Consider the following 20,035-nt stretch of genomic DNA (forward strand, 5'->3'; position numbering starts at 1 on the left):
CACTCAGCGATCATCTCGGTCGCGCCTCTGGCACGGGTTCCCGTGGCGAAACAGAGGAGCGCCTCATGGGCAGGTTCATCTATGAAGGCGACGTCAAGACCGAGATCGAGGATCGTGCGCTGACGCACATCCAGCTCGTCATGACCGCGAAACTCCGTCGAGGCGAGCCGTTCGGTTTCAGCTGGAAGGAAGACGTCAGCATCGGCGGCGGACGCACGACCGTCTGGGTGCATGGCGGCAGCGCGCTCGTCTTCAAGTACAGCGGGAGTCGTCAGCCCTCGATCAATCGCGAGTGGATCGAAGCGCTTGCTTTCACCGCGAACTCGCCGAGCGGTCTGTATCTCGTGCCAGAGCCGGTGGACGCCGGGCCCCGCGAGCCGAACCGGGTGCTCGAGCGGGCCTGACCCAGAACGACGCATCCGCCCACGGTCGATTCGGCCGCGAACGGATGCGTTCGTCATCTGCCGGGCGTTCAGCCGCCGGACGGGTTCTCGAGCGGTTTCCCGTCTTCGTCGGTGGTCTCGTCCTCGAGCACCTCTTCGGTGTCCGGCGCGCCGCCCGATGCGGTGTCGGCCTCCTCATCGGAGCCGGGGGTGCCCTGGGTGTTCTTCGGATCGCTCATGCTTCTCTCCTCTCGTCGGGACTGGCGACGGTAGTCCTCGGAGTCGATCGACATCAGGGGGTTGACCGGCCACGGGTGCAGGGGTGCTGATAATCTGCGGGCCATGCAGCCACCCGAAGACGAGCATCCTCGATCGGGCGGAGAGTCGGCCGACGTCGTCACCGCCGCGATCAAGGAGCGGATCTACGCCACCTTCACCGGCCTCGCCATCGTGCTCGTCCAGAACTCGAACGTCGAGCACACCAGCGCCGCGCGGGCGAGCATCACCCTTCTCGTCGGCATCGTCGCGATCGCGGTGGCCGGGTTCGTGGCAGAGCTCCTTGCCCACCTGGCCGTGCACGCGACCTTCCCTGACCGGCGGGAGTTCGGGCGGATGCTCCGCCTCACGAGCACGGCGATCGCCTCGGCGGCCATCCCGCTCCTTGTCCTCCTCCTCGCGGTGGTGGACTGGATCGAGCTGGGCACCGCTCTCACGATCGCTTCGATCGTCTACGTCGCCATCCTCGGGTTGATCGGGTACATCGCCGTCCGTCGCACCCGAGCGCCTTGGTGGAAGCAGGTGATCGCGCTGGGGATCCTGGTCGCCCTCGGCGGGCTGGCCATCCTCATCCAGCAGCTCGCCCACGGACACTGAGGGCTCTGCTCTCGCGTCGGGCGCCGGAACCCGAGAAATGTCCTGCTCCGGAGTAATCTCAGAGGATGGGAACTCTCGAGTACAACAGCTCTCGTCCTCCGATCAAGGTCGACGACGCGACGTTGGCGCACCTGAAGATCGTGATCGGCACCAAGCTGCGTCGACACGAGAGTTTCATGATGACGTGGCTGCCCGAGGAGAAGAACCCCGCCGGTCGTCTCACCATCTGGATGCACCCCGCGATCCCGCTGATCCTCGCGTTCGACGGCTCGTCCATGCCCGAGATCGACACCAAGCGGATCGAGCGCATGATGGAGCACCTCAACGCGCGCGGTGAGCTCGTCCTCGATCAGCTCGGCTGAACACGTCCGCTCGTCCCGCTTCCCTATAGTGGGGTCATGCGACGTCGCTCCGCCCTGGCCCTCGGTCTGTCCGCCGTCCTTCTGTTGACGGGGTGCGCCTCCGCGGTGGGCGACGGCTCCGCCGCGCCCACGTCCGAACCCACCGCCACGCAGAGCGCACCGCCCGCGGGAGTCGACGCAGCAGCCGAGGAGCAGGCACAGGCCTGGCTGGATGCGGCCGTCGTGCCGCCGGGGGCTGTGCGCGTGACCGAGAAGCCGGTCTCGTTCGGCTCCTACCAGGGGTGGCCGTGCCAGCCGGTCGCCCAGCTCGAGGGCTACTGGACCGTGGCCGACTCGACGGTTGCAGGGGCTGCGAACTGGTTGCGAGAGAACCCGACAGCGGATCTCGTCAGCACGGCATCGGGCATGGCGTGGCCCGAGGATCCGAACCTCGACGGCGTGCTCATCGGCTACATCCCCGCCGACGAATCGCAGCAGGGCGTCGTCTACACCGTCGCGAAGATGGACTCGGGCGTCGCGATCCGGGCGGAGGTCGCGGCCCTCAGCGCTTCGGCGACGTGTCCTTCCCTCGCGCCCGGAGAGATGCTGGGCAAGCCGGGACAGGGCTGAGCGCCCCCGCGGAAGTCCGCGAAGGCGCTCCTCTCACCTGCTGAAGGCCGTCAGTCTTTGCCGGGGTTCTCGGCGTCGGTGCTGTCGTCCGTGCCGGCGTCCTTGTCCGTCGGCGGCACGGTCGGCGGGGTTCCCTTGCCGTCCTCGGCCCCGAGGTTGTCGTTGTCCTCTGGCCCGGGAGAGGGCTCGGTGCTGATGTCGTTCCGGTCGTTCGTGCTCACGGGAGCCTCCTTGGTCGCTGTGGGTTCTCGACGCGCGTCGACGTTCTCAGGGCAGGTCTTCGACGTCGATGCCGTCCTCGTCGGTGTCCTCGTCCTCGTCGGTGTCGTCGTCGTCGATGTCGTCGTCGGTCGATGGCATGTCCGGGTCGATGCCCTGGGCTTCGACCTCGGGGGTGTCGTCTGAGTGGTGCTGGGGATCTGACATGCGGTTCTCCGATCGATCAGTGGGCTGGTCGACCAGTGTCGCCTGACTTCCGTGCGGTCCGTCTGCCCGTTGACAGGTGGGCGCCCGCGAGCGGACAATCCCGGTTGCAGCTCGGCGGGCGTGCGCTCGGGGGAAAGGGGGCGGGGTCAGCGGCGGGTGCGGGCTCGGGTCTTCGCGACGCTGGCGAGGGTGGCGCGGACGGGGGTTCCGAGGTAGAGGCCGAGCGAGGCACCGGAGGCCAGACCGATCCCGATCACGGCCGCATCGATGAGGGAACCGCCGGCGAGCAGCATCCCCGTCGACGTGCCCGCCGCGTGGACCATCTCGAGCAGGCCCTGGAACACGGCCACTCCGGGAACGAGCGGCACGATCGCCGCCGTGGTCACCGCGACCGAGGGGACATGCAGGTTTCGCGCGATCAGCATCCCGAGGAAGCTCGCCAGCAGCGCGCCCACCGCGCTCGCCGCCGCGGGGTGCAGGTTCAGCGCCACCGATCCCGTGTAGCCCGCGAGGGTCACGGCGCTCAGGAGCGCGCTGACCAGGATGATCCGGATGCCGGCGCCGTTGAACACCGCGACGGCGACCGCGATGATGATCGCACCGGCGAACTGGTTCACGGGTGGCCCGAACGGTGCGGGGTCGTCCGGGAGGTCCATCGTGAAGCCCAGGACGCCGCCGAGTTCGAGGCCGACGAGGATTCCGATCACCACGCCGAGGGTCTGCATGGTCAGATCCAGGATGCGCCCGCCTGCGGTGAGGGCGAAGCCGTCGATCGCATCCTGTGCCGCGCCGACCACCGTGAGACCGGCGAGCATCAGCACGATGCCCGAGGCCACGATGATCGATGGGCGGATGCCGACGAACGGCTCGATCCCCGCGGTGCCGAGCGCCGAGACCACCACGGCCACGATCGTCGTCACCAGGCCTCCCGCGATCTGGCTGAAGAACAGGGGGACGCGGAGTCGCGCGAGCCCGGCCTGGGTCAGGGCTGCGCACAGCGCGGCGACGAATGTGAGTCCGACGATGATCGGTGCGGCACCGAGCATGATGCTGACCCCGACCGCGAGCAGAGCGCGCGCGACGATCACGACCGGCTGCTGGTAGCGGAACGGCACACGCCGGATGGCGCGGAACGTGGTGCGGGCGGATTCGAGGTCGAGGCCGCCGTCGATGTCGGCGACCAGGGCCTGCACACGCTGCAGCTTCGCGTGATCGGGCGCGGTCACCCGCACCACCCGCACCAGGGTCTCGGGCCAGACCTCGCCGCTCAGGTGGAACGACACCGTGATGGAGTTGTACGTGACGTCGACCTGCACGCCGCGCATCCCGTAGGCGTCGCACACCCGCGTGATCGCGAGCGTGACCTCGTGCGCGGAGGCGCCGACGGCGAACATCGACTCCCCGATGCGCGTCGCGAGGTCGAGCACGCGGGGGACCGTGCGCTCGTCGATGACGGGCATGGCCTCGGTGTGCGCGACCGTCGAAGGATCGGTGTGCAACAGGCGACGTACGGAGGAGAGCAGCGGCCGGCGGGAGTTCGCGGACATATGGTCCATTCTCTCGCCGGTGCCGCCGATCGCGGGGAAGACTGTCCGGTCCTCCGCGACCCGAACGCGGAGGACCGGCGAGATCGAATGAGCGGGTGCGTATGCGCACCGGCCCCCGAGCCGCCGCCCGGACCCGAGAGAGAATCCGAGCACGCCGCCGGTTCGACCGGCGTAGAGCGCTGAAGCGACTCTTCGCTTCGGCCACGATACGCGGGAGCCGCGGCAACACTGCCATCGGACACCCTCCCTTGACGGAAACCCCGACGCGCTGGTAGCGACGCGGTGGGCATGGTTAGCGTTCGAGAGGGCCACGATGCAACCCCCTTGGGTGTGCTGCGCCGATCGTGGCACCGTCGCGGATATGAAACTCGTGTCCTATGCAGGCCAACAGGTGGTCACGACCGATGACGTCGCCGACGCGCTCGTCGCGCTCGCCGCCGCCATCGCGAGCGAAGGCGAGTCGGCGGCGCTCCGGCTCCCGATCGTCATCGATGGGAAGAAGGATTCCGCCGATCTGATCGTCGGCGTCGGCAACGACCTCCTGGTCGGGCCGCAGACCTCCGACGGCGACGATCCGGACTTCTCCGACGAGGCAGCGGAGATCCGACGCCACCCCCTCTTCCCCCAGCGCGCCACCGGGGATGAGGATGAGGATGATGAGATCGGGATCGCGTCGATCGACTTCGACATCGACCACGGGGCACGTGCGTAGCGCACCGACGCGACCGCTGTAAAGGGGAGCGCGTAACGGATACCGTGCGCCTAGTCTGCTGAGGTGCTGAACTCCGCCCTGCCCGATCCCGACGTCCTCTGGGCATGCGTCGAGGAGGGTTTCCATGTCGGGAGCCGCCGCGGCGACTTCCTCGGATACATCGACAGGCAGCCGGACGGCGAGTACCGCGCATTCGATGCCCGATCACGGTCGCTCGGCGACTTCCCGACCCTGCGGGCAGCGACCGCCGCGGTCGAGCAGCCGACAGACGCGGCATCGTCCGAGATCCACGACGGCGGGCAGGGGGCCGCGCTGTGAGCTCGGCTTCGGCCACCGGTCTGGTGTCGCTCGTCTACACCAGCACGGCGGCACAGCCGTTCAGGGAGACCGCGCTCGAGCAGCTGCTCGCCGTGTGTCGTCGCCTCAACGACGGGCGCGGCATCACCGGCATGCTCCTTCACCGAGACGGTCGCTTCATCCAGGTGCTGGAGGGGCAGGCGGACACGATCGCCGGCCTCGTCGACACCATCCGCCGTGACTCCCGGCACCGCGACCTGCGCGTGCTCCTGACGCAGTCGATCACCGAGCGCCGCTTTCCGGACTGGACCATGGGGTATCGCGCCCTGCACGTCGGCGAGAGCCGCCCTTCGGGCTTCCGGGACTCGTTCGCCGACCTGGACGCCGGTGCAGACGTCGACACCACGCTCAGGGCACTGAACGAACTCACCCTGTGGTTCCGGGTACGGGCGCGCGACTGAGCACGCGTCAGCAGGCGCTCAGCCCCGGGCGAAGATCTCGGGATGCGCGTCGATGAGCTCGGCCTGCTCGGTCCAGGAGAGCCCCACGATGCTGAGCACCACGCGCACGACGGTCGCGTCGGCGTCGGTCGTGGTCAGCCGCAGCTCGCGCAGCGTGGCCCTGGCCGTCTCCTCGATCAGGAAGGCGAGCAGTTCAGGGGGCATGTCGCCGCGGAAAGCTCCCGATCCCACCCCCACTGCGGTCAGGTCGCGGATGCGTCGTCGCAGCGGAGCCAGGGCGCGGACGGTGTCCGCCAGATGCGCGTCGTCGAGTGCGATGTTCGCCGAAGCGCGCACGGCCGAAGCCTCCCGCCAGAGCCGAGTCGCCATCCGCGCCAGGGTCACGCGCGGATCGGACTCGTCCGTGGTCTCGGCGATCGCGTTGAAGCGCTGCGCCCCCACCGCGATCACCTCGCGCAGCAGGCTGTCGCGGTCGGCGAAGTGGCCGTAGACGGCTCGGCGTGTGAGACCCGCGGCCTGCGCGATCGCATCGAGGGAGGCTGTGGGATTGGTCGCGAGCACCGATTGCGCCGCCCGCAGCAGGGACTCTCGGTTGGCCAGGGCATCGCGACGCCGGCGCGGAGCCGGAGCGGCGGTCTCCTGCCCGTCTCGCGGAGTCGCGGTGCTCACGACATCACCTTGGTCGAGGCGAGAGCATCGACCAGCTTGCGGTTGTAGTTCACGAGCGGTCGCCGCAGCACGAGACCGAGGAGGAGAGCGGGGACGATGAACAGCGCGAGAGCACCGAGCGACCACCAGAAGTCGCCCTGATAGACGCCGGCGATCGCCGAGCGAACCATGTTCACCGCGTAGGTCGCGGGAAGGAAGGGGCTGATGCTCTGGAACCAGTCCGGCAGCAACTGCAGGGGGTACGCGCCGCCCGAGCCCGAGATCTGGATCACCAGGAGCAGCACCGACAGCGCCTTGCCCGCGTTGCCGAACGCCACGACCGCGGTGTAGACGATCAGGGTGAACACGGTCGAGATCGCCCACCCCGCCAGGATCAGCAGCAGCGGATGCGCCGGTTCGATCTGCACGAACAGGATCAGTCCGAGCGTCAGGAGCGTGCTCTGCGCGAGGCCCACCAGACCGAAGACGCCGTAGCGGCCGAGGTACTTCTGCGTGGGGGTGAGCTCCGGCCGGTCGGGCAGCGTCTCGGCGTTCACGTCCGTGCGGATCGTCACGGTCATCAGAAGAGCGCCCACCCACAGGGCGAGGATCATGTACAGCGGAGCCATGGCCGCGCCGAAGCCTGCCACGGGGAACACCGCCGTGCGGTCGAGACGCACGGGCTCGGCGAGCGAGGTCGCCAGCACACCGGGGTCCGCGCCGACCAGGGCACTGAGGTCACCGGTGTCGGCGGCTTTTCCGATGGACTGCTGCACGCCGTCGAACCTGTCGGCCAGGGAGTTCAGCGCCGCCGACAGCCCGGTCGTGGCCTCCTGGGCACGGGACAGGGTGGACAGTACGGAGTCGGACGCCCCGGACAGACCCGACGTGATGCCGGACAGGTCGGAGCGGATCGCCGAGACGTCGGAGCCGATCTGCGCGAGCGTCGACGAGAGGGCGTTCAGCTTCGTCTTGAGCCCGTCGTCGTACGCGGTTCGCGCGTCGGCGATCGCCTTCTTGGCGTCGGCGATCGCGGCGCTGATCTCCTGGTGGGAGCCCTGCGCCGCGTCGTTGCCGGCCGCGATCTGCGTCGCCGTGTCCTGGAGCCGCTGCTGCAGGGCCTGCTGGCGCGCGATCGCCTCGTCGAGTCGGCTGATCACCGCGTCGAAGTCGGACTGCGCGGAATCCGGCAGGTTCGGTCCGACCTGGGTCTCCAAGGTGTTCTTCACGGCCTGGTACTGGTCGATCTGCTGCTGCACGCGCTCGGCGAGCGTGGTGATCGCCTGCACCTGGCTTCCGCTGAGCGAGTCCGCGCCGGCGTACAGCTCGTCGATGCGCTGACCGACGGCGTCGTAGCTGCTCGACGTCGCCGCGAGGGCGTCCGCCAGCGACTGCGCGGCCGTCTGCAGGGTCGACTTGAGAGCGCCCGCCGCATCCACACCGCTGCCGAGGGCGCCAGAGGTGTCCTTGAACGCATCGCCGGCCGAACCGACCAGGCCAGAGGCGCTTTCCAACAGAGGACGACTCGCCTCGAGCAGAGCGGTGAACGTGTCGGCGGTCGTCGCTCCGGACCGCAGCTGATCTCCGACGCTGCCGAGTCGCGCCTCGATGCGGTTCAGCGCCGCCTGCGTGTCGTCATCCGTGAGGTAGTCCGACATCGATGAGACGAGGCCGAGCGCCACGTCGCCGAGGGTCTGGGCGAACGTGTCGCTGATCGCGGACGACACTCCTTCCGCACCCTGCCCCGTGATCTTGGGGGCCAGGGCATTCTTCTTCTCGTTCGTGTAGAGCGCGATGTGGGTGCGGTCGCCGCCGTCGGCATAGAACGTCAGCATGTCGGCGCTGAACGTCTCCGGCAGCACGATGGCGGCGTAGTACTCGCCCGACTTCGTCCCGTCGATCGCATCGCGCTCGTCCGTGATGACCCAGTCGAGCTGGTCGTTCCCGCGCAGCTGTGAGAGCACCTGCTCGCCGACGTTCACGCGGATCGGCACGAGATCGCTCTCGTACCCGGCATCCGTGCTCGCGACCGCGATCTTCAGATCCTTGGTGTTGGCGAACGGATCCCAGCTGGCGATGACGTTGAACCACGTGAACAGCGACGGGATGACGACGAGGCCGAACAGCACGATGCAGGCCATCACGTTCTGGGTGGCGTGACGTACGTCGCGGCGCGTCAGATCCAGGATGTTCTTCACGCGCGGTCCTCCCCTTCGGCTCGCTCGGCGGTGTCTTGTTCTGCGGTGTCTTGTTCAGCGGTGTCTTGTTCTGCGGTGTGTTCTTCGGCCGTGTCGTCTTCAGTTATGAGTTCGGGCGCGGTGTCGGGTTCGGCGGTTCGGCGCTCTGCGGGTCGGCCCTCAGCGGTGGCGGATGCGGAGCTGTCGGGCTCGGGGGCCGGGCCCTCGGGCTCCTCGACCGACTCCGTTTCTCCTTCCGGCTCGAACCACTCGGTGAGCAGCGCGTGTGCCTCGGCACCCGAAGCCGTCTCGGTGTCGGCAGCGGGCGCGGTGTCGGCAGCCGTCTCGGTATCGGCAGCGGGCGCGGTCCTGGTGAGCGGAGCGGTCGTGGCCACGTCGTGGGCAGCGGTCCCCACGGGCAGGGCCGCGTCCCGGACTGCGGGTCCGGCGAGCGCGAGGCGGCGCAGCTCGGTGTCGTCGAGCGCCGCGACCTCGGCACCGTTCTCGAAGCTGTGCTTGATGTATTCGATGGCGACGAGGAATCCGATGACGAGGAGGATCCACAGGGTCCACAGGCCCAGCAGCAGGGCTTTGGATCCGGGGAGAGCCCAGGTGAGGACACCGAGCACGACGAGGCCCGCCACCCCGGTGAGCACCGTGCCCTTCAACAGCATCGGGTACCGGCGCGTGAACGGTTCGGCGCGCCGTGCCAGATCGTCGCGGTAGTCGCTGCGGTTCGAGAGGGCGCGGATCACGTCGGTGAGCCGGTATCCGTTCCCGACGACCTGCACCTTCTCGCCGATGAGCAGGTCGGTGGCGAGCACCTGTCGGTTGAAGAGCAGGGTGAAGTTCGCGAGACGGCGGCGCAGGACGAGTCCGATGAGGAAGGCGAGCACCACGAACACGGCGAGGGCGCCGAGGAAGCGCCAGTAGTGACCGTCGTAGAAACCGCCGATGGTCTCGCGCATCGCGTCGATGCCGTAGGAGAACGGCAGGAGCGGATAGATCGCGCGGAAGAAGCCTGGCATCAGCTCGATCGGGTACAGGCCGGAGGCGCCGGGGATCTGCATGATCACGAGGAGGATGCACAGTCCGCGGCCGACGTGCCCGAACGCCACGCACAGGGCGTAGACGATGCTCACGTAGGCGAGGGCGATGAGCACACCCGTGCCGACGAAGGCGAGTGCGCTGACCGTCTGCACCCCGATGATGAGGTTCCCGGTGCACACGATCAGCGCTTGGCCGACGGCGAGCGTCGCGAAGAGGAAGAAGCGGCCGAAGTAGGCCTCTCGCACCGTCACACCCTCGACCCCCTCGGTGTCGACCTCGACGCGGAAGATGACCATGAGCACGAAAGCGCCGATCCACAGTGACAGGTTCGTGAACAGTGCTGCCATCGCCGAGCCGTAGGTGTCGACGGGGAACACCAGGTGCTCGTCCACCTCGACCGGGGAGGAGATGAACTGGGCGATCTGCTCGGGCTCCAGGTCGGTGAGGGTGCCGAGCAGACCCCATTCGGATGCGGCGTTCAGCGCGACCACGTCGGTGCGCGAGGTCTGCAGGCCCTGTTCGATGCCGGCGAGGTCGCCGTCGAAGCTCGTGAGTGCCGCGGAGGTCGCGACGAGCTGTGAGTCCAGTCCGCCGAGCAGCTGGTCCGCCTGGGCGAGCACACCCTTCTGCGCATCCAGTGCGGCGGAGAACGAGCCGACGCTCGCCGACAGCTGCGCCATGGCGCTGTTCAGCGCGGGGACGGTGCCGGTGAGGATGTCGCGCATCGAGGACGACGCGTCCCTGGTGTCCTGCATCGCGCGGTCCACGGCATCGGCCGTCGCCTGGATCGAGCCGACGGTGTCGGCGGCGCCGGCCTTGAGGGTCTTCAGGTCGGCGAGCAGCTGCTGGTCGGTGGCGTTGCGCTCCTGCAGGGAGGCGATCACCTCGGTCAGGCGCTGCTTCGTGTCCTCGCTGAGGTCGGTGTCGTCGAGGAGCGCCTGCAACCGGGCGGCTGCCGCCTCGTTCGCCTTCAGCACGGTGGAGACGTCGTCGATACCGGCATCGATGCGCACGCCTGCCTGCTCGAGGCTCTGGGTGAGGCGCGTGATGGAGACGTTCGCCTTCGAGGAGGCGTCGGCGAGCAGGGTCGTCCCCTGCAGGAACGCGGTGGTGGCGCTGTCGGTGAAGGTGATCACCTCCTTCTGCGTCTCGGCGATGATCGACTGCGTCTGGGCGAGCGATCTCTGTACGTCACCGAGGGTCGTGTCGACGTCGCCGAGGGTGCTCCGTGCGGACGAGAGCGTGTTGCGGGAGGAGGCGAGACCGTCCTGCGTCTCGGCGAGGTTCTCTCGAGCCGAGGCGAGTGTCTGCGCTGCCTGGTCGAAGGCGTCGAGGGTGTTGTCCCTCGCGTTCAGCAGGCGGAGCTCGGTGGAGTCGCCGACGTCTTTGAGGGCGTTCGTCGCCGCCAGGGCGACCTGTTCCTTGAAGGCGCTCGTGACCTGCTTGTCGAGCTCGGAGGCACCGACATCCGTGATCTTCGGGGCGATCGCCCCGGCCTTCTCGTTGACGTAGTACTTCAGCGCCGGCTGCGTGAAGTCGTCGCTGGTGATGCTGATCAGGTCTTCGCTGAACGACGCCGGGATGACGATGGCGGCGTAGACGTCGCCGCTCTTCACGGCTTCCTGGGCTTCGTCCTCGCCCATGAACGTCCACCCGAGCTGGTCGTTGTCCTCGAGCTGTGTCGTGACCTGCTCGCCGATGTCGATGTGACCGGTGAGATCGGAGGTGGCGCCCTCGTCGAGATCGACCACCGCCACGCGGATGTTCGCCGTATTGGCGTAGGGGTCCCAGAACGCGTTGATGTTGAACCACGCGTACAGGGCCGGCGTGATGAGCACGCCGATGATGATGATCCACGCCTTGGGCACGCGGGAGAGTCTCTTGACGTCGCGCTTGTAGACCCGCCAGCTCTGTTTCACAGGACGAGTTTACACATTACGTGCACACCAACGTGCAAGTTAGCTGAAGAAACGGCGTCGCGCACATCAGTCGAGAGTGGTGACGGTCATCTCGTTGGTCGCGGTATCGCACATCGTCAGCTGCCACGACGGTGCGCCGTCCTTCATGACGCGCGCCATCTCGACGATGAGCGGACTCGGATAGGTCTCACCCGAGAGCTGGGCCGCGCTGTAGGCGCTGCTGCCGTCCATCTGCTGCTCCGCTGCGGTGAGCTCGGTCTCGCCCGTGGCGATGACCTCCAGCGTGCGGACATCGACCAGGGACTCCTTGCCGAAGCTCGGATCGTCGACCGGCTCGCCGAACATGTCGTGCCGGGTGTCGGCGCTGCGCAGGCGCCAGACGAAATCCCCGTCGACCCACTCGAGGCGAAGGCCGACGATGCGCCCGCCGATCGCCTCGGACTCCCCGGGGAGGGATTCGAGGAAGTCGGAGGGCCACGAGACCTCCGCAGGCAGGCAGGTGCCGGGGAAGCCGTCGCCGACGGCCGTCGGCGCGCTCGGGATCGCGGCGGAACACCCGGCGCACGCCAGGACTCCGGCGAGGAGGAGCGCGCTCGCGCGCAGGCGGGGGGAGCTGGGCATCGGTGCCTCCATGGTCGGTGGTGCGCGTCGTGATCGGCCGCTGACGGGCCGCGTCGTCGCGCTCCTGGGATCCTAGCCGTGGGCTCTCGCCCGGTCGGCGGCGACAGGTCTAGAGTCACCCCATGAACGACATCGCACTGATCACCGGCACTTCATCGGGCATGGGGCTGCACGCCGCCGTCGAGCTGGCACGGCACGGGCTGCACGTCGTCGCCACGATGCGCGACACGGGGAAGGCCGCAGCGCTGCGGGAGGCGGCGGCCGTGGCCGGCGTGGAGCTCGACGTGCGCGCCCTCGACGTGGTCGACCACGGGGCGGCGGCACGTCTGGTGGCCGAGGTCGAGGCCGAGCTCGGCGGTATCCGCGTGCTGGTGAACAACGCGGGGCAGGGGAGCGTCGCCACCGCGGAGCAGCTGACGATGGCTCAGATCCAGGCGCAGTTGGACGTGAACTACCTGGCACCGGTCAACCTCGCCAAACTCGTGCTGCCCGGCATGCGCGAGCGCGGCACCGGTCGCATCCTCACCGTGACGAGCGTGGGCGGGGCCGTCGGGCAGCCGTTCGCCGATGCGTACTGCGGGGCGAAGTTCGCCGTGGAGGGATTCATGCAATCGCTGGCGGTGGTCGCCGAGCGCTTCGGCGTGGGGGTCAGCGTGATCGAGCCGGCCGCAGTCGCGAGTGCCTTCGTCGAGAACGCCGTGCGTCCGGAAGGCGGTGGACCTTACGGCGCGCTGTTGGATGCGTACATCGCACGGACGACCGGCGCCTTCGCGAACGCGCAGACAGCGGAATCGGCAGGGTCCGCCATCGCCGCCGCAGCGCTGGCGGACGAGTACCGGTTCCGTTGGCAGAGCTCGGAGGGGGCGACGCGATTCGTCGGCGTCTCGCTCGCCGACACCGACGGCGGCGCGGTGCTCGACTTCACCCGCCCATGGATCGCCGCGGGCTGATCACCGCGCCGCCACCTGCTGCGGGATCAGCCCGCGCAGCTCCGCCGCCGTGACGTCGGCGCCGAAGGCGCGTGTGCCCGGCTGCAATGCGGCTCCCGATGCCAGGGTGTCCATCACCACCGGATCGAAGCCGAGCCTGTCGATGAGCGCCGCGACGACGGCGGTGTCCGAGGCGTCGTCCCCGGCGATGGCGATCGCCTTCCGTCCCGGCGCTCCTGCCGGTCGGGCCTCGTCTTCCAGATCGTGGTAGCCCATGTGGTTCAGTGCCTTCACGACGCGTGCGCCCGAGAGGTGCTCCTGCACCAGCTCGCTGGTCGAGGTGCGCGGATCGCTCAGATCGTCGCGGATGCCGTCGGTCTCCCACCAATAGTTCATGGCATCGAGCACGAGCGTGCCGCGCAGCTGCTCGACCGGAAGGGTGCGGTACTTGCCGAGCGGGAGAGCGAGGATCACGGCGTCCGCTCCGGCTGCCGCCTCCTCGGATGTCGTCGCGACCGCACCGGGGGCGAACACGTCGACGGTCAGGGCGATGCGCTCCGGAGCGCCGGAGCCGGCGATGAGCACGCGGTAGCCCGAAGCCAGCGCCAGGCGTGCGATCGTGGTGCCGACCTTGCCGGCGCCGAGGATCCCGATGGTCTCGATCGTGTCGTTCATGACGCTCTCCTTCAGGCGTGGACGGCCTTGCCGTCCTTCGTGATGCGGGCGAGACCGGGGTCGGCGAACGCGCCCTCTCCCCGGTCCTCCGCGAGCAGTTCGCGCACGCGCGGCGCGACCACCTCCCCGAAGAGACGGATGCTGCGCTCCCGCACATCCTTCGGCAGGTGCATGATGTCGTACTTCAGGTCGAACCGCGACAGGTGGTTGCTGCGAACGGCCGCCGCGACCTTGTGCGCGACCGACTCGGGGGAGCCGACGTAGAGGGCGCCGGTGTCGACCTCCTCCCGGTAGCGCTCGAGGGTGGGTGCATAGAAGCCGCGCTCCTTGCTCATCTGCGTCACGACCGGCTCCCAGAACTTCCAGTGCACGTTCTTGGCCTCGTCGTCGGTGTCGGCGATCAGGCCGATCGAGTGCTGCCCGATCGGGAGCTCGGGCCGACCGAACTGCTCCAGTGCGCGCAGGTACAGGCGTGCGTGCCCGGCGAACCGCTCAGGACGACCGCCGATGATCGCCATCATGAGGGGCAGCCCGTGCTCGGCGGCACGGATGACGGAGTCGGGGCTGCCGCCGATGCCGATCCACGCGGGGATGCCGCCCTCCGGCATCCGAGGGTGCAGTCGCACGTTCTCCAGGGGACTGCGGTAGGTGCCGTTCCAGGTGACGCTGTCCTCCCGCATCAGGCGCAGGAACAGGTCGAGCTTCTCCTCGAAGATCTGCTCGTACTCCGCGATGTCGTAGCCGAAGAGGGGGAACGACTCGATCGCCGATGCGCGCCCCAGGATGAGCTGCGCTCGGCCGTTCGAGATGCCGTCCACCGTGGCGAACTCCTGGTACAGCCGCACCGGATCCTGCGTCGACAGCACGGTCACCGACGTGCCGAGCCCGATCGTCGACGTCGCCTGCGCCGCGGCAGCCAGCAGTACGGGGGTCGCGGAATCCACCTGCCCCTCGCGGTAGTGCTCGCCGATGCTGAACACGTCGAGGCCGACGGACTCCGCCAGCTGCGCCTCGTCGATGAGCAGCCGTACCGTCTCGCCGTCGGACATGACCCGGCCTGCGTCCGTCGCCACCTCGCCGAAGGAGTTCAGTCCGAACTCGAGTTCCTTCATGTCCGCCACGACCTTTCTCGCGTCACCGGCCACTCCGGATTGACGTGTCAATAGGCTGCAACCGTAGGATTGACACATCAATTCCCGGGAGGTCGCATGACCGACGAACGTCATCGCCGTACGCCGACACCCGAGCAGCTGCGCGTCTGGCGAGGCTTCGTCGAGACGTCAGCGACGCTGCGGGAACGACTCGCCGCCCGACTGCAGACGTCGTCGGCGCTCTCCACCGGCGATTACCAGGTGCTCCTCGCCCTGAGCGAAGCGCCAGGACACACGGCGCGGTCGTCGGAGCTCGCTGCCCTCATCGACTGGGAGCGCAGCCGCCTCTCGCACCACCTCAGGCGGATGGAGAAGAGGGGCCTCGTGCGACGGGCCCCACGTGCCGACGGGGTGCACGGGGTCGAGGTGCACCTCACCGACGAGGGCGCCGCCGCGTTCCGGTCCGCGAACGTGCCGCACCTCCGCGCCATCCGCGACGTGTTCGTCGACGCGCTGTCCCCGGAGCAGCTCGCGAACCTCGACGACATCACCTCCGCCCTGCGTCGGCACCTCGACCTCGAGAGGGAGGACGGGGACGACGGGCCGGGTCGGCGGTAGCGCCGATCAGAGGTCCCGCCTGGGCGGACGACCTTCCGTCTCCTCCCGATCAGCGTGCGGGGCGCTCGTCCGTGCTCAGCGCCGACATGAGGATGGAGTCGACCCACTCGCCGTCCCAGAACAGCGTGTGGCGTTGCCGCCCTTCGTACCGGAACCCGGCCTTCTCGTAGGAGCGCTGGGCGCGGGGATTGAACGAGAAGACATCGAGACTCACGCGGTGCAGCCGGATGCGGTCGAACGCGTGGTCGAGAACGGCGTGCGTGGCCTCGGTGCCGAAGCCGCGTCCGAGGCGACCGGGGTTCAGGGCGATGCGGAAGTTCATCGCCGCATCGTCCACCTCCAGTTCGTTGAGCACGACCTCGCCGACGTACCCGCCGGTCTCGAGGTCGATGATCGCCCAGTCCGCGCGGTCGTCCCTGCCGCCGATCGATTCGAGATGCCGCACGACCGCCTCGCGGGTGAACGTCTGGCGCGTGCCGGTGAGCCGCATGCTCTCCTCGTCGAACAGCCCCTCCCACACGCCGTCGATGTGCGCGATGCCGAGCGGTTTCAGTCGCAGCCGTGGGGTGGTCAGGGTGGCGACGTCCGTGAGCGCGGAGACGTCGACGGCCGGTGCGTCCACGCCTACGCTCCGTCGAAGACCGGGCTGAGGAAGCGGCGCTCGTATCGACGGATGCACTGCGTCCTGCGCGCGAAGTCGAAGGCCTCGATGCACTCCGGATCGGTCTTGGATGCCGTCCGATACACCTCGTACTCCGCGAGGGAGGGGAAGGTGAACAGGGCGAAGGCCTCGTCGCTGTCGCCCTCGCTCGGCAGGAAGTAGCCGTGGTGGGTGCCGCCGTGCTTCTCGACGAGACGGATCCAGGTGCGGCCGTAGTCGGTGAACTCGTCCAGCTTGTCCGGATCGATCTCGTAGCGCAGATGAACGGTGATCATGCGGATGATCTTCCCAGATCACCCGGACCGCGGGCGAACCGGACACTACGCTCGGTCTCGTGACGAACTCCCGCGACATGGTCCACATCCCCGGCGGTACGTTCCTGATGGGATCCGAGGACTTCTACCCCGATGAGCGCCCGGTGCACGAGCGCGAGGTCGCCTCGTTCTTCATCGATCGTTACCAGGTGACCAACGCCCAGTACGCCGAGTTCGTCGATGCGACCGGGTACGTCACGGTCGCGGAGCGTCCACTCGATCCCGCGGCCTTCGCCGGTGCGGATCCGGCCGACCTCGTGCCCGGGGCCATGGTGTTCACGCCGACGTCGGGCCCGACGAACCTCGGGGACTGGCGCAACTGGTGGCGCTGGCAGCCGGGAGCGTACTGGCGTCGGCCGTTCGGCCCTGACTCGTCGATCGACGACCGGCTGCAGCATCCGGTCGTGCACGTCGCGTTCGAGGATGCGGTCGCGTACGCCGACTGGGTGGGGATGCGACTGCCCACCGAGGCCGAGCACGAGTACGCGGCCCGCGGCGGTCTCGAGGGTGCACGTTTCGCATGGGGTGACGAGGCCTACCCGGGCGGCGTCGCGCAGGCGAACTCGTGGCTCGGACGCTTCCCCTACGACAACCAGGGGGTGGGCGGCACGGCCCCGGTCGGCTCGTACCCTCCGAACGGCTACGGCCTCTACGACATGATCGCGAACGTCTGGGAGTGGACGACCGACTTCTACACCCCGCGCCACCTCCGCCTTTCGGACACCCCCGTCGATGCCGGCAAGCGCACGAACCTCCTGGCCGCCGCGAGCGCGCAGGAGGGATTCCCCGACATCCCGCGCCGCGTTCTCAAAGGCGGATCGCACCTCTGCTCGCCCGACTACTGCCTGCGCTTCCGGCCGGCGGCGCGCTCGCCGCAGGCCGAGGACACGGGCATGTCGCACATCGGGTTCCGGCTCACCCGCTCCGAGTGAGACCCGCTGGGTTTCCGTGAGGGGAACTGTTTGGCTTCGACCGAGGGTGATCGCCCTCGCCTCACCGGTTGAAGCAAGGAGTCTCCCATGGCTGAGAAGCCCAACATCCTCATCATCTGGGGCGATGACATCGGCATCAGCAACCTGAGCACCTACTCCGATGGTCTGATGGGCTATCGGACCCCCAACATCGACCGGATCGCCGACGAGGGCGTGAAGTTCACCGACTACTACGGCGAGCAGAGCTGCACCGCCGGGCGCGCGGCCTTCATCACGGGGCAGAACCCGTACCGCACCGGACTCACCAAGGTCGGGATGCCGGGGGCGAAGCTGGGACTGCAGCCCGAAGACCCCACGATCGCCGACGCACTCAAGCACCACGGCTACGCGACGGGACAGTTCGGCAAGAACCACCTCGGTGACCGCGACGAGCACCTGCCGACGGCGCACGGCTTCGACGAGTTCTTCGGCAACCTGTATCACCTCAACGCCGAGGAGGAGCCGGAGCACCCGGACTACCCGACCGACGAGGAGTTCCCGGGCTTCAGCGAGCGGTTCCGTCCGCGCGGCGTCATCCATTCCTGGGCGAACGGCGACGGCACCCAGCGCATCGAGGACACCGGCCCCCTGACGAAGAAGCGGATGGAGACGGTCGACGAGGAGTTCCGCGACGCGGCGGCCGACTTCATCCGTACCCAGGCAGAGGACGACACTCCCTTCTTCGTCTGGTTCAACTCCACGCATATGCACTTCCGCACCCACACCAAGGAGGAGAGCAAGGGGCGTGCCGGCCGCTGGCAGTCGAACTACCACGACACGATGCTCGATCACGACGACGTCGTCGGCAGTCTGCTCGACCTTCTCGACGAGCTCGGCCTCGCCGAGAACACCATCGTGATGTACTCCACCGACAACGGACCCCACATGAACAGCTGGCCGGACGCGGGCATGACGCCGTTCCGCAACGAGAAGAACTCCAACTGGGAGGGCGCGTATCGAGTGCCGGCGATGGTCCGCTGGCCCGGACGCATCCCGGCGGGGACGACTCTCAACGGCATCGTGAGCCACAACGACTGGTTCGTGACGCTGCTGGCGGCCGTGGGTGACGGTGACATCGCGGAGAGGCTGGCAGCGGGGACCGAGCTGCACGGCGAGCAGTTCACAGTGCACCTCGATGGTCATGACCAGCTCGACTACATCACCGGCGCCGTCGAGCACAGTCCGCGTCGGCACTTCTTCTACGTCTCCGACGACGGCGATCTCACGGCCCTGCGCTTCGAGAACTGGAAGCTCGTGTTCCTCGAGCAGCGCGCCGCGGGAACGCTGCAGGTCTGGCAGGAACCGTACATCGAGCTGAGATTCCCGAAGTTGTTCAACCTGCGCACCGACCCGTATGAGCGCGCGGACATCACCTCGAACACCTACTGGGACTGGGTGCTCGACCACGTCTTCCTGTTCGTGCCGGCGCAGGCCTACGTGGGCCGGATGCTGCAGTCCCTCGCCGAGTTCCCCGCCCGTCAGAAGTCGGCGTCCTTCACGATCAATCAGGTGATGTCGAAGCTGGAGTCATCGACCGCGGGCGCCTCCTGAGGACTGCTCCCGTCGCGATATGACAGCCAGAAGTCGGACTGGGGCTGTCATATCGCGATGGGAGCAGTGCGCGGTGGGCCGGAGGAGCCCCGCACGATCAGCTCGTGCGTGGTCTCGATCGTGCGCGCCTCATCGCTCGCGGGTCGGAGGATGAGGGACACCGCGTGCTGGCCCATGTCGAACATGGGGATCCGCGCAGTCGTGAGCGCCGGGGCCACATCGGCGGCCACGGCGATGTCGTCGAACCCGACGACGGACATCTCCTCTGGCACGCGGATGCCGTGCTGTCGCAGCTCGCTGAGGATGCCGATGGCCATGGCGTCGTTGAGCCCGACGATGGCCGTGACGTCGCGATCGAGCAGCTCCCTTGCGCCCTCGATGCCGCCTTCGCGGGTGAACGCGCGCGAGATGACGGTGAGCTCCACGCCGGTGCCGTCGGTGCCCTCGCGCAGACCGGCGATGCGGTCGGCGACCGTGTTGAGGTCGAGGGGGCCGGCGACGACGCCGATCCTGCGGTGCCCCAGCCCGGCCAGGTGACGCCCGACGGAGACGCCGGCGCCGTGGTTGTCCGGCAGCACGGCGTCGACGGGGAGGTGGTGTCGACCGATGACCGCGGCGCGTCCGCCGGCGAGGGTGAAGTCGAGGAGCGCTTCGGACATGCCCTGCTCGCGATCGGAGTCGGCGTACCCGGAACCCGCGATGATGATCGAGCCGACGCGCTGACGCAGCAGCGACTTCACCTGGGCGAGCTCGCTGTCGGGTGTGCGGTCGGCCTGCGCGATCTGCACCGAGCGGTTCTCGAGGGTCGCACTGCGGATGACGCCGCTGGCGATGTCGGAGAAGTACGGGTCGCCGATCTCGTGCACCACGAGTCCGATGGTCGGCACGAGCCCGCCGGCCAGGCCCCGTGCGTGCATGTTCGGCTCATAGCCGAGCTGCTTCGCGATCACGCGCACGTGTGCCGCCACCTCGGGGGAGATGCCCGAGCCGCCGGTCATCGCTCGGGAGGCACTCGCCAGGGAGACCCCGGCAGCCTCGGCCACGTCGATGAGTCGTGGCGCGCCCTCACGCTTCACGAAGCCTCCCCCTGAGGAGCAAGATCGACGCTGATTGCGCTGTAGGTTGCTCTTCGTTCTTCCG

24 protein-coding genes are annotated in these 20,035 nt (G+C 68.4%); 11 read left to right on the forward strand and 13 right to left on the reverse strand.

Annotated elements, in window-relative coordinates; all coding sequences use genetic code 11:
• Positions 1 to 65 precede the first annotated feature (65 nt).
• Positions 66 to 404: a hypothetical protein gene (locus tag HDC31_RS02545; protein WP_058630723.1), complete on the forward strand. Its 339-nt coding sequence runs from the start codon at positions 66 to 68 to the stop codon at positions 402 to 404.
• A 68-nt stretch (positions 405 to 472) separates the two neighbouring features.
• On the opposite strand, the gene HDC31_RS02550 is transcribed toward HDC31_RS02545, so the two are convergent.
• Complete coding sequence (locus HDC31_RS02550) at positions 473 to 622, reverse strand: hypothetical protein (protein ID WP_170224116.1); 150 nt, start codon at positions 620 to 622, stop codon at positions 473 to 475.
• Positions 623 to 725: 103 nt separating this feature from the next.
• Here HDC31_RS02550 and HDC31_RS02555 point away from each other — a divergent pair, with 103 nt between their 5' ends.
• The 3 genes from HDC31_RS02555 to HDC31_RS02565 all read left to right on the forward strand — a co-directional run bounded on the left by HDC31_RS02555 (position 726) and on the right by HDC31_RS02565 (position 2,227).
• Positions 726 to 1,256 carry a hypothetical protein gene (locus HDC31_RS02555; RefSeq protein WP_058630722.1) on the forward strand — a complete coding sequence of 177 codons (531 nt, stop codon included), beginning with the start codon at positions 726 to 728 and terminating at the stop codon, positions 1,254 to 1,256.
• A 65-nt stretch (positions 1,257 to 1,321) separates the two neighbouring features.
• A complete protein-coding gene (locus HDC31_RS02560) occupies positions 1,322 to 1,618 on the forward strand; it encodes a hypothetical protein (RefSeq protein WP_058630721.1) in 297 nt (98 codons plus the stop codon).
• A gap of 36 nt (positions 1,619 to 1,654) precedes the next feature.
• Complete coding sequence (locus HDC31_RS02565; protein WP_179515794.1) at positions 1,655 to 2,227, forward strand: hypothetical protein; 573 nt, start codon at positions 1,655 to 1,657, stop codon at positions 2,225 to 2,227.
• A gap of 50 nt (positions 2,228 to 2,277) precedes the next feature.
• On the opposite strand, the gene HDC31_RS02570 is transcribed toward HDC31_RS02565, so the two are convergent.
• The 3 genes from HDC31_RS02570 to HDC31_RS02580 all read right to left on the reverse strand — a co-directional run bounded on the left by HDC31_RS02570 (position 2,278) and on the right by HDC31_RS02580 (position 4,200).
• The gene (locus HDC31_RS02570; RefSeq protein WP_157543558.1) at positions 2,278 to 2,448 is read right to left on the reverse strand and encodes a hypothetical protein; all 171 of its coding nucleotides are present in this window, start codon (positions 2,446 to 2,448) and stop codon (positions 2,278 to 2,280) included.
• Positions 2,449 to 2,494: 46 nt separating this feature from the next.
• Entirely contained in the window at positions 2,495 to 2,653 is a 159-nt protein-coding gene (locus HDC31_RS02575) for a hypothetical protein (protein ID WP_157543557.1), read from the reverse strand.
• 146 nt (positions 2,654 to 2,799) lie between these two features.
• The gene (locus HDC31_RS02580) at positions 2,800 to 4,200 is read right to left on the reverse strand and encodes a threonine/serine exporter ThrE family protein (RefSeq protein ID WP_046747621.1); all 1,401 of its coding nucleotides are present in this window, start codon (positions 4,198 to 4,200) and stop codon (positions 2,800 to 2,802) included.
• Between the two features lie 361 nt (positions 4,201 to 4,561).
• On the opposite strand from HDC31_RS02580, the gene HDC31_RS02585 reads away from it, so the two are divergent.
• From HDC31_RS02585 to HDC31_RS02595, 3 genes are all read left to right on the forward strand, one after another.
• Entirely contained in the window at positions 4,562 to 4,912 is a 351-nt protein-coding gene (locus HDC31_RS02585) for a hypothetical protein (RefSeq protein WP_058630718.1), read from the forward strand.
• Between the two features lie 63 nt (positions 4,913 to 4,975).
• Positions 4,976 to 5,230, forward strand: a complete 255-nt coding sequence (locus HDC31_RS02590; protein WP_113680135.1) for a hypothetical protein — start codon at positions 4,976 to 4,978, stop codon at positions 5,228 to 5,230.
• Entirely contained in the window at positions 5,227 to 5,670 is a 444-nt protein-coding gene (locus HDC31_RS02595) for a BLUF domain-containing protein (protein ID WP_113680136.1), read from the forward strand. Before HDC31_RS02590 ends, HDC31_RS02595 begins: the two co-directional genes overlap by 4 nt.
• A gap of 18 nt (positions 5,671 to 5,688) precedes the next feature.
• On the opposite strand, the gene HDC31_RS02600 is transcribed toward HDC31_RS02595, so the two are convergent.
• The 4 genes from HDC31_RS02600 to HDC31_RS02615 all read right to left on the reverse strand — a co-directional run bounded on the left by HDC31_RS02600 (position 5,689) and on the right by HDC31_RS02615 (position 12,085).
• Positions 5,689 to 6,339 carry a TetR/AcrR family transcriptional regulator gene (locus HDC31_RS02600; RefSeq protein ID WP_046747624.1) on the reverse strand — a complete coding sequence of 217 codons (651 nt, stop codon included), beginning with the start codon at positions 6,337 to 6,339 and terminating at the stop codon, positions 5,689 to 5,691.
• The gene (locus HDC31_RS02605; RefSeq protein ID WP_113680137.1) at positions 6,336 to 8,516 is read right to left on the reverse strand and encodes a YhgE/Pip domain-containing protein; all 2,181 of its coding nucleotides are present in this window, start codon (positions 8,514 to 8,516) and stop codon (positions 6,336 to 6,338) included. The genes HDC31_RS02600 and HDC31_RS02605 overlap by 4 nt, the downstream gene beginning before the upstream one ends.
• The gene (locus tag HDC31_RS20465) at positions 8,513 to 11,464 is read right to left on the reverse strand and encodes a YhgE/Pip domain-containing protein (RefSeq protein WP_179515795.1); all 2,952 of its coding nucleotides are present in this window, start codon (positions 11,462 to 11,464) and stop codon (positions 8,513 to 8,515) included. Before HDC31_RS20465 ends, HDC31_RS02605 begins: the two co-directional genes overlap by 4 nt.
• A 66-nt stretch (positions 11,465 to 11,530) precedes the next feature.
• A complete protein-coding gene (locus tag HDC31_RS02615; protein WP_058630715.1) occupies positions 11,531 to 12,085 on the reverse strand; it encodes a hypothetical protein in 555 nt (184 codons plus the stop codon).
• 122 nt (positions 12,086 to 12,207) lie between these two features.
• On the opposite strand from HDC31_RS02615, the gene HDC31_RS02620 reads away from it, so the two are divergent.
• Positions 12,208 to 13,035 carry an SDR family NAD(P)-dependent oxidoreductase gene (locus tag HDC31_RS02620; protein WP_179515796.1) on the forward strand — a complete coding sequence of 276 codons (828 nt, stop codon included), beginning with the start codon at positions 12,208 to 12,210 and terminating at the stop codon, positions 13,033 to 13,035.
• On the opposite strand, the gene HDC31_RS02625 is transcribed toward HDC31_RS02620, so the two are convergent.
• Positions 13,036 to 13,689, reverse strand: coding sequence for an NADPH-dependent F420 reductase (locus HDC31_RS02625; RefSeq protein ID WP_113681078.1), 654 nt, complete (start codon positions 13,687 to 13,689; stop codon positions 13,036 to 13,038).
• An 11-nt stretch (positions 13,690 to 13,700) separates the two neighbouring features.
• Positions 13,701 to 14,801 (reverse strand): LLM class flavin-dependent oxidoreductase, encoded by a 1,101-nt coding sequence (locus HDC31_RS02630; protein WP_179516080.1) that lies wholly within the window; start codon positions 14,799 to 14,801, stop codon positions 13,701 to 13,703.
• A gap of 96 nt (positions 14,802 to 14,897) precedes the next feature.
• On the opposite strand from HDC31_RS02630, the gene HDC31_RS02635 reads away from it, so the two are divergent.
• Positions 14,898 to 15,398, forward strand: a complete 501-nt coding sequence (locus HDC31_RS02635) for a MarR family winged helix-turn-helix transcriptional regulator (protein WP_113681077.1) — start codon at positions 14,898 to 14,900, stop codon at positions 15,396 to 15,398.
• A 49-nt stretch (positions 15,399 to 15,447) separates the two neighbouring features.
• Here HDC31_RS02635 and HDC31_RS02640 read toward each other — a convergent pair whose 3' ends face one another.
• The gene (locus HDC31_RS02640; protein ID WP_179515797.1) at positions 15,448 to 16,020 is read right to left on the reverse strand and encodes a GNAT family N-acetyltransferase; all 573 of its coding nucleotides are present in this window, start codon (positions 16,018 to 16,020) and stop codon (positions 15,448 to 15,450) included.
• Between the two features lie 2 nt (positions 16,021 to 16,022).
• On the reverse strand, positions 16,023 to 16,334 hold the full coding sequence (locus HDC31_RS02645) for an NIPSNAP family protein (protein WP_046747632.1): 312 nt from the start codon (positions 16,332 to 16,334) through the stop codon (positions 16,023 to 16,025).
• A gap of 77 nt (positions 16,335 to 16,411) precedes the next feature.
• On the opposite strand from HDC31_RS02645, the gene HDC31_RS02650 reads away from it, so the two are divergent.
• Positions 16,412 to 17,305 carry a formylglycine-generating enzyme family protein gene (locus HDC31_RS02650; RefSeq protein WP_179516081.1) on the forward strand — a complete coding sequence of 298 codons (894 nt, stop codon included), beginning with the start codon at positions 16,412 to 16,414 and terminating at the stop codon, positions 17,303 to 17,305.
• Positions 17,306 to 17,392: 87 nt separating this feature from the next.
• Complete coding sequence (locus tag HDC31_RS02655) at positions 17,393 to 18,895, forward strand: arylsulfatase (protein ID WP_113681074.1); 1,503 nt, start codon at positions 17,393 to 17,395, stop codon at positions 18,893 to 18,895.
• A 47-nt stretch (positions 18,896 to 18,942) separates the two neighbouring features.
• On the opposite strand, the gene HDC31_RS02660 is transcribed toward HDC31_RS02655, so the two are convergent.
• Positions 18,943 to 19,971 carry a LacI family DNA-binding transcriptional regulator gene (locus HDC31_RS02660; protein ID WP_113681073.1) on the reverse strand — a complete coding sequence of 343 codons (1,029 nt, stop codon included), beginning with the start codon at positions 19,969 to 19,971 and terminating at the stop codon, positions 18,943 to 18,945.
• Between the last annotated feature and the right edge of the window lie 64 nt (positions 19,972 to 20,035).

It is taken from the genome of Microbacterium sp. JAI119 (assembly GCF_013410135.1).
Taxonomy (GTDB): Bacteria; Actinomycetota; Actinomycetes; order Actinomycetales; family Microbacteriaceae; genus Microbacterium; species Microbacterium oxydans.

Bases quoted from the DNA above. Each gene is read 5' to 3' on its own strand.
- HDC31_RS02545 (WP_058630723.1), top strand. From the start codon at position 66: ATGGGCAGGTTCATCTATGAAGGCGACGTCAAGACCGAGATCGAGGAT.
- HDC31_RS02550 (WP_170224116.1), bottom strand. From the start codon at position 622: ATGAGCGATCCGAAGAACACCCAGGGCACCCCCGGCTCCGATGAGGAG.
- HDC31_RS02555 (WP_058630722.1), top strand. From the start codon at position 726: ATGCAGCCACCCGAAGACGAGCATCCTCGATCGGGCGGAGAGTCGGCC.
- HDC31_RS02560 (WP_058630721.1), top strand. From the start codon at position 1,322: ATGGGAACTCTCGAGTACAACAGCTCTCGTCCTCCGATCAAGGTCGAC.
- HDC31_RS02565 (WP_179515794.1), top strand. From the start codon at position 1,655: ATGCGACGTCGCTCCGCCCTGGCCCTCGGTCTGTCCGCCGTCCTTCTG.
- HDC31_RS02575 (WP_157543557.1), bottom strand. From the start codon at position 2,653: ATGTCAGATCCCCAGCACCACTCAGACGACACCCCCGAGGTCGAAGCC.
- HDC31_RS02580 (WP_046747621.1), bottom strand. From the start codon at position 4,200: ATGTCCGCGAACTCCCGCCGGCCGCTGCTCTCCTCCGTACGTCGCCTG.
- HDC31_RS02585 (WP_058630718.1), top strand. From the start codon at position 4,562: ATGAAACTCGTGTCCTATGCAGGCCAACAGGTGGTCACGACCGATGAC.
- HDC31_RS02615 (WP_058630715.1), bottom strand. From the start codon at position 12,085: ATGCCCAGCTCCCCCCGCCTGCGCGCGAGCGCGCTCCTCCTCGCCGGA.
- HDC31_RS02620 (WP_179515796.1), top strand. From the start codon at position 12,208: ATGAACGACATCGCACTGATCACCGGCACTTCATCGGGCATGGGGCTG.
- HDC31_RS02625 (WP_113681078.1), bottom strand. From the start codon at position 13,689: ATGAACGACACGATCGAGACCATCGGGATCCTCGGCGCCGGCAAGGTC.
- HDC31_RS02630 (WP_179516080.1), bottom strand. From the start codon at position 14,801: ATGAAGGAACTCGAGTTCGGACTGAACTCCTTCGGCGAGGTGGCGACG.
- HDC31_RS02635 (WP_113681077.1), top strand. From the start codon at position 14,898: ATGACCGACGAACGTCATCGCCGTACGCCGACACCCGAGCAGCTGCGC.
- HDC31_RS02645 (WP_046747632.1), bottom strand. From the start codon at position 16,334: ATGATCACCGTTCATCTGCGCTACGAGATCGATCCGGACAAGCTGGAC.
- HDC31_RS02650 (WP_179516081.1), top strand. From the start codon at position 16,412: ATGGTCCACATCCCCGGCGGTACGTTCCTGATGGGATCCGAGGACTTC.
- HDC31_RS02655 (WP_113681074.1), top strand. From the start codon at position 17,393: ATGGCTGAGAAGCCCAACATCCTCATCATCTGGGGCGATGACATCGGC.